The 12,433-nt window shown below is 47.6% G+C and carries 5 protein-coding genes; 2 read left to right on the top strand and 3 right to left on the bottom strand.

The annotated features are described in order from the left end of the window. The first annotated feature begins 14 nt into the window (after positions 1–14). Entirely contained in the window at positions 15–722 is a 708-nt protein-coding gene (locus J2Z65_RS27610) for an aminotransferase (protein WP_167068816.1), read from the top strand. Positions 723–988: 266 nt separating this feature from the next. Here the strand turns inward: J2Z65_RS27610 and J2Z65_RS27605 are convergent, their stop codons facing one another. Both J2Z65_RS27605 and J2Z65_RS27600 read right to left on the bottom strand, forming a co-directional pair. Next, entirely contained in the window at positions 989–7,087 is a 6,099-nt protein-coding gene (locus tag J2Z65_RS27605; protein ID WP_167068819.1) for an S-layer homology domain-containing protein, read from the bottom strand. A 30-nt stretch (positions 7,088–7,117) separates the two neighbouring features. Next, on the bottom strand, positions 7,118–8,302 hold the full coding sequence (locus J2Z65_RS27600; RefSeq protein WP_167068822.1) for a HupE/UreJ family protein: 1,185 nt from the start codon (positions 8,300–8,302) through the stop codon (positions 7,118–7,120). 308 nt (positions 8,303–8,610) lie between these two features. On the opposite strand from J2Z65_RS27600, the gene J2Z65_RS27595 reads away from it, so the two are divergent. Next, a complete protein-coding gene (locus J2Z65_RS27595) occupies positions 8,611–10,779 on the top strand; it encodes a helix-turn-helix domain-containing protein (protein ID WP_167068825.1) in 2,169 nt (722 codons plus the stop codon). A gap of 180 nt (positions 10,780–10,959) precedes the next feature. Here J2Z65_RS27595 and J2Z65_RS27590 read toward each other — a convergent pair whose 3' ends face one another. Further along, complete coding sequence (locus tag J2Z65_RS27590; protein ID WP_167068828.1) at positions 10,960–12,354, bottom strand: ABC transporter substrate-binding protein; 1,395 nt, start codon at positions 12,352–12,354, stop codon at positions 10,960–10,962. Between the last annotated feature and the right edge of the window lie 79 nt (positions 12,355–12,433).

Below are 12,433 nucleotides of genomic sequence, written 5' to 3'. Positions count from 1 at the left end.
GATCGTGAATCCCAGTGACTAACTCAAGACAACTCATTGGTAATGGTGGTAACGGCGGTAATCGTCCTAATGTGCATACAAGAAGTATCACAACTTTACCCCCGCAAATTGGTGATGATCGCGCATTCGGTCAGTATCCCGGCTTAGGTGGCGGCAATCCGTTCTCGGATTTCGCACAAGGCGGAGGTCTCCCTACTCCTTTCCAAGGAGGCGGCGATCTTTTCGGAGGCGGCGGGAATGCCGGCGGAGGATTTTTTGGTGGCGGTAACCCTGGTGGCGGTGGCGGGCTTTTTGGCGGCGGTAACCCCAGTGGTGGCGGTGGCGGATTTTTTGGCGGCGGCGGCAATGCCGGCGGAGGTGGCGGTGGCGGCAATTTCCTCAGCAACCTTCTCGGAGGAGGAGGCGGAGCTGCGGCAGGCGGCGGGAGCTCTAACCCGCTGAGCGGTCTCAATATGAAGCAAATCTCCGGCTTCGTTGAGCGGATGGGCGGCATCGACGGCATCCTCGGCACGATGGGCAAGGTTCAGAAGTTCATGTCCAGCTTTCAGCAAATGGCACCGATGGTGAAAACGATCTTTAACGCTCTTGGCAAAGGCAAGGTCGCCTCGGAAGATTCGGTTGAAGTGTTCAAACCGAAACGCAAACGCCGTAAAAAATCCGGGACTGCCCAAAGACGCAAAGGCGGCACCAAATCCGGAACAGCCAAGCGCAAACGCAGGTAGTCTTATTAATAAGGGAACTCCATTCCCTTATTTAGGGAAAATCTTGAGTTTTAGATGATGAAGGGGAGCTACAGGGTCTTACTTCACCTCCTCCCTTCCAACAATCTGTCCAGAATGGTTAAATAGCGGAACACAGTTCCCCCTCCCTCGCTAAAAGGGCTGTTTTGGGCAAAATAGCGCCCTGTAGTTCCTCTTCACCTGCCCACGAGACCCTGTGAACACAAAAAGGCTCCCCGTCTTTTCAGACGAAGGAGCCCTTTTCATTTCTACTTTCCTGTTTTCAATGTTCTGAGAATGAGTGCAGATGCTTCTGCGCGAGTTGTTAATCCTTGCGGCTTCAGCGTACCATCCTCATAACCGTTCATGAACCCTTTGGAGGTTAACGTAGCTACTGCCGCTTGTGCCCAAGCAGAAATCGCAGCGTTATCGGAGAAGCTCGTATTCCCTGCCACCTTGTCCAAATGAGCGGCACGAACGATGATTTCCGCCATTTGCTCACGAGTAATGAAATCATCCGGACCAAAGGTTGTATCCGTGTATCCTGTAATAATGCCTTGCGCTGCAGCTGTGGCGATCGCATTCTTCGCCCAGTGGTTCGCTACATCTGCGAACTTATTGCTGCTGCCTTGCTCGTTCAATTTCAGGTATTTCACAACGATTGAAACGAATTCAGCTCGTGTGATGCGATTTTCCGGTTTAAATGTTCCATCTTGGTAACCGTTAATGGATCCCGCTTTAACTAATTCAAGAATGTTATTTTCTGCCCAGTGTCCTTTGATGTCGCTTAAGGTAATGGCCGGCGCGGTTGGCTCCACTACGGATGAACCAGCTGCCATAACCGCATACTTCGTAAAGTGATTGACCTCTACACTGATGCGATTCCCATTGACCTTGCCACCCTCTACTTCCACCCACAGCTTCTTCACTTCGTCATAATAAAAGACAGCTGCTTTTTGGTCGCCCTTCAAGCTTGCCGGATCGAAAGTAAACGTCAAGGTGACCGGCTTATTAAAGTTCTCGGAGAAGTTTTTGAGGATCTCATAGATCGGACTCGCTAGAACCTCATTATTCGTCAAAAGGTCTTTCGTTTCATTCAACTTCTCAATAGTCAACTTCAATTCTTTCACTGAGGCATCCGCCGGAATTGCGACGGTAACCGCATTTTCGTAGCTAACTTCGCCCGTACTACCTACTGGAAGTGTTAGCTTACCATCTGTCGATGTAACTTTAGTATCGATTGGGACAGATGGTGAAGATGAACCAGAATCAGAATCCGAGTCAGAATCCGATGATGTATCAGCTGCGCGTTTTACTGTCAGATTGTACGAATTCTTCGTCCCATCTTGCGCCGTAACTTCAACATGAATTGGATTAGAACCAACAACCAGATTCGAAGCTGTATAAGTGTACACATTGCCGGAAACAGAGCCATTCTCCGCACTGGTTACCGTTACTTTTTGGTGTGGTTCATCTTTGGTTACATTCAGATTTAAACTTGTAACGCTGTTAGTTACTTCTACATTGTAATCAGACTGTGTAGAAGTAAACGCAGGACTTAGCACGCCTTTATCTGTCGTCATGTTGGCTAGCAATGCATTGTTACTTAATCTTGTGACAACGATGGTGTAGATTTTGCTCGTGTTGTCTTTAGCCGTTACAACAATGGTAATCGTGTTTTCTCCTACTTGAAGAGGAAGCGCGCTGCTCTCTTGACCGCTTGCAACTTGCACGCCATTCACTTTCACTGTTGCCGCAGCACCAGCTGCTGTCGGAGTAACCTTCACGCTTTCAACGTTATTCGCAACCGATTGTGTGTAATTCGTTCTTGATGCCGCGAACTGCTCGTTGAGAGCTCCACTGCTTAGACTAAGTCCGCTCAAATCATTAACCGAATCGGACGGAACAGTCGTCGCCGTTTTGGTCGTAAACTTCCAGATATCCGACTGTCTCAAACCGCCGTACGCATCCTCTGCGACAGCATACCACTGATAGGTCGTATTCTGAGCAAGGTTCGGCCACGTTACCGAGGCATTTTCCCCGCTTTTCACACTCGCTGCGCTTCCAATCGTTTTGTTCGTATACACGTTCACACCGATATAATCTGTAGCTACACGTTTGGTCACGGCATCCAGATTCAGATCCAAACTGAACTCGTCTTTCCCAGGATGTTCATCCGGTTCATAGAAGTTGTAATCGTCCAAATGAGGCGAATAAGTCTTCATGTTGATTTTGCCATGCGCCAAATCGAACTGCATCAATCGGATATACCCAAGTCCGCCTTCCGGCGCACCCTGGTAGTCGGCTAGCATTTGATACACATTGCGGTCCGGCACGCCATCGCCGTTATCGTCGATCGGATCGACTTTCAGCTCAGCATCATGATAATGACCGGAAAGAGCGGCAATGACGTTCTTGTTAGGCTTGATAACACGCTCAAATACTTTCTCCGCCATCGGAGCGCGGTTATTGGAAACGAGCATGAATTCATGGAAGTTCAGAATCGCTTTGCGGTTCGGATACTTTTTCAACACTTCGTTGATCCAATCAATCTCTTTGTCTCCATAACCCCAGCCCATGTAAACGACGATAAAATCGTTACCGTTCGAGGAAACCAAATCATAATGGCCGCGGTTGTTATCATAAGATTCGCCGTAGGTCGGCTGGCTTTTGAAACGATCCTCGCCAAACCACTTGCTGTAATAACTGTAATCATTGTCTTGGTGGCCTACGTCATGGTTACCTGCAAGCACTCCGTAAGGGATTCCTGCCGTTTCCAAAACTTTCATATCCTTATCGGCTTCAATCCATTGGTACTCTTGATCGGCATTATCGACGATGTCGCCGGTATGAATGACGTATTTGATTTTGTTGTCTTCTTTGTGGTCGGAGATCCATTTTACTATTTTCTGATAGATGTAAGGATAGCTCTTGGAATAGTACTGGGTATCGGACATCCACACGAAGGAGAAATCATAGTCGCTACCAGCTGCTTGATCCTGTGTGACGGCAATTTCGTCCTGCACCATCACTTGAATTTTCCCGTTATTGGCATAATCGCCGGCTTGAACGTTCGCTTTCAGCTCAAAGTCCTCGCGGCCCGCGATAACGGTTTTCAGAGCGATCCACTCCAGCTTGCTTGGACTCCAGGCGTACAATGAGACTTTGCGGCCCTCCAGGGACTTCCCTTTCCAGTCAATGACGACTTCGTCTGTGCTTTGAATCGCAGGATCTAATGCAATCTCAAAACGTTGATAAGGGAACTTCTCGACAGCATCATCGGTAAGATAGCTGCCGTCAACGCCGCTAATTTTACTATAATCTTCAGGGGTCATGGCCGCCTCACTTGCAGGCTTCTCCTGCTTCGGAGGTTCTGTATCCGCTGCGCCGCGATAGCCGGTGAACGTTCCCTGTGTGCTTGCATCGTATTTGAAGCCTTGATTGAACGTAACTTTCAAGTCGTCGTTCATCGGATCGGTAACTTTCACACTTAAGGAAGCGTTCGGTTCCACATCGCTCGTGCCTTGACTAGGAGCAATCAGCTCAGGCATATCCGGTGCCTCGTTAGGCACTTCGAAATGAACAGTTACTTCCTTCACATTACCAACTTTATCCTTAGCCTTGACGTTGAAAACATGCGCTCCGCCCGGCAGTTGTGCGGATGAAGTAGCCATTGGCAGCGTAATTGGCTGCTCGTCCAGCGTGGCTTCGACCTTGTCTACGCCAGCCAATGCATCTGTTACGTTCGCATCGATCGTGAAGCTGCCGCGGTACATTTTACCTTCTTCAATAGAAGACTGCACAACTGGAGCTGTATTATCCACCTGCACATTGGAAGTAATCGTACCATATGTGGTATTGCTTACTGTAACCTGATGATTGCCGTCACTCGTTAAGGCCGTGTTCCAAGCATAGGCTTTGGAAGCCAGCTGAGTGGATGGAATGACGAAGTTGAAATCGATCACCGGCGACAGACCGGAGGAATCCCCGATTTTGATCACCTTGTTAGGATCGCTATATTTCGCGTCATACACGACCGTACCGTCGGCAAACACGAGACGAACGTTCTTCACTTCAAAATTATCTTTGTTCTCTTCCGGACGATCGTCGAAAGGTGAAGCCTTGGAACCAGCACGAATCTGGAACGCGTTGCTGCCTACTTTAAGCCGCTCGGCTTTTAGTGGAATGGATAGTGTTTTATAGCTATTAATTGGGTCTTGGAAAATCGACAGAATTTCCTGCCCTTGGGTAATGCCGTTTTTGAAATAGTAGTTCACGCCCATCACTTCAAAAGCGAAGAAGGCATCATGCTCTACGGCATGATAAGTCGACTGCGTTAGCTCGCTGCCGTCGATGGCAAGTTTCAGACTGTCCGGATTAACGCCCTCGCCTGTACCTTTCAACACTTTCGTTTGCGAAACGACGTCACCGTCTTTCACATTCAAGCGCAGGCTGGAATGGTCCGAGCCACCTTGAATTTGAACACGCTTCGTCTGTGTGACGGTCTCATTCGTGCCGTCGGAAGCTGTGAAATAATAGTCCACGTAAGAGTTTCCGATAAGTTCAGGCGAATAAATCATATAATGGTACAATGTATCCGCAAAACTTTCTTTCAAGTACCTCTTGTTGTATTGGGACTGCTTATCCGTTTTATAATAGAGGGCTACCGTTTTGAGCGATGTTTCGTCCTTGGCCTCTCCGATAATTTCGAGATCTAAGGCTTGATCAATCGTACTCTCTTTAGTCAAATCCTTGAGCGTAGGCTTAAGCGTATCCGGAGTGACCTTCACAGTCTGTGGCGGCACTTGAACCTGATCTACGGAACCCGGTGTTGCTGCTGCAACGGTTGAGCTGTATTTGATCATCGTTTTGCTGCCGTCAGTCGGATATTTATATAAAATCCCTTTATTGGCTTTTGAATCGCCGTTGATGTAATAAGCTGTAGAAAGCTCGATGCCTGTATTCGTAGCAATCACGAGACCACGGTTAGAGCCGTTCGCCATCCCATCGCTGTGCACGCGTACAAGGTTAGTGCCTTCTACAAGGTTCGTGCCGTAGTTGGCATTGAAGTCAGCTGCTGTCGAGTTCCCATTTTGGTTGTTGATGATCCAGAAGACGAGCGTGCCTTTCGAAGGAATCATCATGTCTTCTTTGTCCGCAGGCCATGGAACGTCTGCATCTGGACCCGAATCCGTGTAACGGTAGACGACTTTATAGTCCTTGAAATTAACGGGTTGATCCGTATTGTTATAAACTTCAATGAACTCATAACCGTCCGCCGAGCCCACATTCGTGGAATCCGGGACTATTTCGGTCACCATAAGCGGTGGAACTTTCGAATAGTCGGATTGATCGAGCGTAATATTTACGTTGTAAACGTTCGATCTCACTGTGCTGAAACCGTCATTCGCTTGAATGTAGTAATTCAGCTGACTTTCGCTCAGCTTGTCCTTAGAAATGACAGCTTGATATTGGTTGCTGCCCGTCACTGTCATAGGTACGGATTCATAGCTCGTTTGCGATGCCAACTGATAGTAAACGGCAGCAGATACCGTTTCATTCTGCTCGGTGTTAGCAACCTGAGCTTGCAAGATCAAGTCGTTCTTCTGATCGGCTTGGGTAACCGGCGTGTGGCCGATGACAGGAGGATCAGAGAAGTATAGCGGAACAGGCGGAACCTGAGTAGGGTCGATAGTCCCTGGGGTGGCAGCGGCCGCATTCTCGTCGATCGCTGAGCCATACATCACCATGTTCTTCGTTCCATCCACTGGAAAACGATAGAAAATCCCTTTTTCCGGTTTCGTTTGATCATCGTTTTGGTAGCTGGAAATCGAGATATCCGTGCCATCTTTCTCTTGAATGACCAAATCTCTTGGGCTGCTGTTGTGCATGCCGCCACCGCCGTCAACACGGAAAAGATTCACATTTTCTTGCAGATTCGTATGGAAGTTCTGATTGAAATCTGCTGCTTTCAGGTTTAAATTAATCCCTTTATCCGTATTCATCACCCACAGGACGATGGAGGATTGCGCAGGAATCTTCATGCTCCCGTTGGGATTCCCATTCTGATAAGGCGCCCAAATGGTACTCGTTCCGGGATATCGATACACCAGATTATAGTCCTTAAAGTCGAGCGTTTTGTTCGTATTGTTATAAACTTCAATAAATTCATAAGCGTCTGAACTGCTGATATTTGCTGTATCCGGGACAAGCTCTGTAATCATCAGCTTAGATAATTTTGAATAGTCGACCTCGCTGATTTGCGCCTCATTGTCCGCCGCATTTGCCGCCATAGGAGTCAACATACTGAACATCATACCCGCTACGGTCACACCGGATATCCATCGTTTGAAACTCTTTTTAACCAACTTGATAACGTCCCCTCATCATAAATAATTTTATTGGCTAATAATGCGCTCAATCAACCAGTAAAGCCCGAACACGCCAATGATCCCCGAAGCGTATTGATTCCATTTGATTTGCAATGGCAAACGTTTTATCCACAGGAGCACTGGAATCACAATCGCCACGACGACAAGCTGTCCAATTTCTACACCCAGGTTGAATGAAAATAAAGGAAGGGCCATATGTCCAGACAACGTTCCTCGCAGCACCTCGGCAAACCCGAAGCCGTGCACTAGGCCAAACAACAACGTAACGATCACGCGCGCACTCTCTTTTTGCTTCCATATATTCTCTACAGCAATATACAGAATGCTAAGCGCAATTAAGGGTTCGACGATTTTAGGTGAGAGATAAGCGACCTCTAGAGAAGATAGGACTAGCGTAATGCAGTGACCTATTGTAAAGGCGGTAATCAGTCGCACTATTTTCCATACCCTTTGCTCAGCAGCTAGCAGGAGACCAAGCACGAACAGCATGTGATCAAGGCCTAACCAGATGTGCTCCATCCCCATGAGGACGTAAGTCTTAAGTGTACTCAGCCAAGAAGTCGCCTCCAGGTTAACGGCAGGCTTCGCATCAAGGGCTGAAGGTGCTGCGACTGCTGACGGATTCCCAGCTGCTGCGCCTGGACCTTGAATCTGCACAATATAATTTTGACTGCCAAGTACCTGCTGGATGGTTTGTCCACCGACCTGAATCGTGGCATAGTTGCTATGGTTGACATCGACCCCGCTGTACCAGAAGAAATTGTACTGCATCAGATATTGCTTCACGGTGGCAGCGAATTTAAATCGGATATCGATACCGATCATATCCATGCTGGCTCGTTTCTCATGCTTGGCACCGGTAATCACCACAGATCCGATTTTCCCGTCTCCCGTTACAATAAGACCGTCGTCTACAAGCTTCGTTAGAGCTTCCATAGAGCTCGTCAACTGTTTATCGCTAATCTTGTCGCCACCATCCGGCTTGTCCGGGAATATATGAACAAAGTCGCTCTCCAGGATCGACAGGTGGTATTGGATCGTATCCGCACCCACCTTAATATCGGAATACCCGGTCGAGGAGAAATGGGCTCCCGCCGAACCAGCTAAGGTCATGCATACGATTACCGCCAAAGCAATAGCAAAAAAACTCTTATAGATGTTGATCACGAACCTATCACGCATGTGTTTCATTTCGTTCCTATCCCCTCATTCATCAACTGATCTTGCTCATTCGAACCTTAATTACCTCTCCTTCCCATGAGCCTCGCTTGTTACCTGCCCATCATATCCGGGGGGCCGCTGCCTTGCCTATACACATGATTTTCGATACTTTCCCATTGTTTCGATTGGTTTTTTAAGCTTTTATGAACTGCCGAATCAGTAAAAATGCAAAGCTTCCAAAAAAAAGCCCATACCCTTACCAAGGATAATGGTCTACAATTAAGTGTATATAACTCGCCGGAAGTCAACAGCGTAACGATCAAAGGGGCCTGCGACTTATGACTATTTTCCCAATCAATAAATCACTGTTTCGACATGTATTTACCAGCTTTATCGTTCTGATTCTGATCTTCTCGTCCTTTAGCCTACTCATCTTTTGGATGCTAAAAAGCCACCTTCGCAGCGAGATGATCGAACAGAATCACCTCACTTTGCAAAAAGTGGCGGAGCGTTATCAGTTTCAGTTGGATAAAATCAGAGAGGCCCTTTTCAAGCAATTCACAGATAAAGATGTCATAACCCTTAACAATCAAGTGATTCTGAAGAAAGATGCCGAGACGCTTACCACTCGTCCCATTGTTCTGGACATCCAAAGTATTGTAGGTGACTCAGAACTTTATCTGGATAATATGATCCTTTTGTTTCGTTCTGCGAATCTGGCCATTAATAAATTTGGTCCGGGAACGAATGAAGAATTGTTTGCAAATCTGTATGCCAGCAAGCCATACCCGCTGCCTTATTGGCAGACGCAGTTTCAGCGTACAGACAATTTCGTGCTTCATCCAGCCGCATCCTTCGGGGCTTCAAGCGCCGATCCAACAGCCAAAACCTTGATTCCTTATTCAATCAAGCCTTCACTGGCTGATAATATGCTGATCGCCATGATCGACGCAGATCGTTTGCGGGACGCGATGCTCAAGGAAAATCCTAATCTGGATTTAACCATTGTAGGGCCGGGGCAAGACCTCATTTATCAGACGAATCGTAGTAGTGCTACTAAGCTGCCAGAGACGTTATTCTCATCCCCACCCGCTGAGCGTGCCTATCTACTAGAAAACGGGATTTATTATGTCGATTATCAAAATGATGACAGTATGCATTTCATCATGCGGATTACAAATCCTGATTTCGCAGCCAAAATCCTTCGTTTGGATAATCTCATGATCATCCTGCTGGGCATTTCAATCGTTATCGCGTTCATTGTCTCGATCTTTTTCAGCAAACGGATTAACCATCCTGTACGCCAGCTGCTTAAGGAAAAGGTCCAAATTCAGCAAGAACTGAAGGATCAACAGTCCGAGCTGACCAATTATCATTTCATCAATAAGCTAAAAAATATTAATCTTGAGTCTGGTGAATGGCCCCACATTCAAGGTACCGAGGAAACCTATACCATCGTCCTTTATGAGCTTCGCTTTCGAGCAGCCGCTTTTGTAGAAGTCCCGCTGAGCAAGGAGCAAATCTCACAGTCGGTTGGTGCGCATCTCAAACGGCTTGCGGATGAAAGGATTCCTGGGTCGCATACTTTTCAAATTGAGCATCATCAGTTTCTATCTGTTTTTCCCGGTAATGAACGGGATCGCATCGTAGCCATGCTAGAGGAGTTGAAGCAGGTTCTCGATCAAGATAGGCGCTGCTGTTTAGTAACGGCGGCCGTAAGTTCTGCGTTTGAACATTCAATTCAGTTTGGATATGCCTACCGCCAAGTCAATGAAATGGCCATGCAAGCCAAACTGCTGGATGAAACGCAAACGATAACCGAGTTTCGCTCGGATCTCTCTACTTATGTCTTAACGCTTTCGCAGGAGCAGGATCTGACCGCAGTTCTGAAGGCAGGCAAAGAGCAGGAAACACTGGATCTCTTCCTACCATGGCTGCAGGAGCTTGACCACAAAGAAGCGTCTGTGGATGTGTTTAGGCATATGACGCTTGCTGTGACGGACAAGGCCAAGATGGTGCTAGAGCATTACAAAGTCCAAGCTGAAGCCTTATGGCAGCTTAAGCCCCTTCTGCTTCAGCTGGATGAATGCTGTACAGTCGAGGAATACCGAATAACCTTTCAGGCTTACTTCCGAGCCGTTACTCAGATCATCCGCGAGAAAAAGGAAGCCAACGATCCCATCGTTGACCTTGTTCTACGTGTGATTCATGAGCAATTCGCTGAGGATCTCTCGCTCGATGTACTCGCCGATCAACTGAATTTAAGCACCTCCTACCTCTCGACGTATATCAAAGAGAAGACAGGTGCCAACTTCATGGAGCATTTGCATGACCGAAGAGTGAGCAATGCGAAGGAGCTGCTGCATACGACCGACTTGAACATTCAAGATATCGGTATGCAGGTGGGGTATCGGAACATCTCTTCGTTTAACCGCATGTTCAAAAACCGGACAGGCTCATCCCCAGGCGAATTCCGAAAAGCAAAACTAACAAGCAAATCATCTTAACAAGGATTAAGGTGGAAACATGAAAAAGCATCTCATAGTCGGGATGCTTTTTGTGTATGATGATTGCCTTAAAAGAGGAGCTCCAGGGCGCTATTTAGGTAAAGACCCAAGGTACGGACGCTTTTGGGGAACGTTCCATTATCAGTGCGACAGGTCGAGGTCCCCCCCGGCTTTCATTTATTAATTTAACACTCGATTATACTCCACTATTTTAGCATTAATCATTAACGCTGCTGCATCAAGCGCTTCCTGCGGTGATTTCTGGCCGCTGAGTGCCTGGTTAATGGCTTCCTCCGTCAGCTTTCTAGCGTCAGGGTATACACCGAGAACGCCGCCTAGCGTCGCCTTATTCAACTTCGAAGCATTATGCTGATCAATGGCTGTCTTGAACTGCGGGAATTGCTTCATATTGTCCTGTACAAGAGGCAAATCATAGGCCATCTTCGTAATTGGAAAGTAGCCCGTATTTACGTGAAAAAACGCCTGTTGTTCAGGCTCGGATAAGTACTTCATGAAAGCCCATGCCGCCTGCTGCTCATCCTCGGACTTGCTGTTCATGATCCAGTTGCTGCCCCCTCCAACTCCCACGCCGGCATAATCCGACCCTTCTGCTTTCGGAAAGAAGCCCGTCCCGACTTCGAACTTGCCGTCAACCGAACTTAGGATATCACGAAGTGCGGCCGTCGTATCGAAGATCATAGCAACCCTCCCCTCGGCGAACGCTTTCTTCGAGCCATCTGCCTTGCCTGCAGAATGGAGGGCCACTTTGCTGTCAACGAGCCCCTTCCACCAAGTAAGCGCCATGACGCCTTCTTTTCCATTCAGCTGCCAAGCGGTAGCCAAGCCGTCACGGCCATTGCCGTTATTGACCAATTCAGCGCCTTGATTGGCTACAAGCTGCTCCATGTACCAGCTGTATGTACCGAAGTATCCGCCCCATACGCCTTCTTTCGTTAGCTTTTTCGCCGCTTGCGCAACGTCCTCATACAAGACCGGCGGTTTATCGGGATTAAGTCCCGCAGCCGAAAACATATCTTTGTTGTAATACAGAATTGGATTGGACGCGTTAAAAGGCATCGAATACAGCGTATCGCCCACTGTATAGTAATTCATAATCGCTTCATCCAGTTGGGAAGTGTCATACTTCTCCTGATCGATAAAGTTTTGAATTGGCGTAATAGCCTTCGAGTCGATCATGAATCGGGTCCCGATATCGTATACCTGCACCATCGTTGGTTCTATTGTTGAACCAATGGACGCTTTCAGCTTCGTCAGGCTATCGTAGTAAGAGCCCTGATAGACCGCTTCCACCTTCATATCCTTATGCGACGCATTAAAGCCAGAGACAAGCTTGTCCACCACTTTGCCGTTCTCGCCGCTCATCGAGTGCCACCACACGATTTTCTTAACCCCATTAACCGTTAGTTCCGACGTCGCTTCTGCGGCTCCTGCCTTGATACCTTTGCCAGCGGCTTGGTTCCCCCAGATTGTATAGCTAATTCCAAAAATGCCAAACAGCAGCAGAATGAATACCGTATATATGGGCACTGAAACTTTACGTTGAAATTTATTCATGCTATTCCCCCCCATGACTTTTAATCATAAGGGGTCAATGTATCAGCATGATTATTGGAATGTAAATGGATTGTTAAAT

Source organism: Paenibacillus aceris, from assembly GCF_017874035.1.
GTDB classification, from domain to species: Bacteria; Bacillota; Bacilli; order Paenibacillales; family NBRC-103111; genus Paenibacillus_E; species Paenibacillus_E aceris.
The sequence above is the reverse complement of the archived record's forward strand: the minus strand, read 5'-3'. Positions and strand labels throughout refer to the sequence as shown.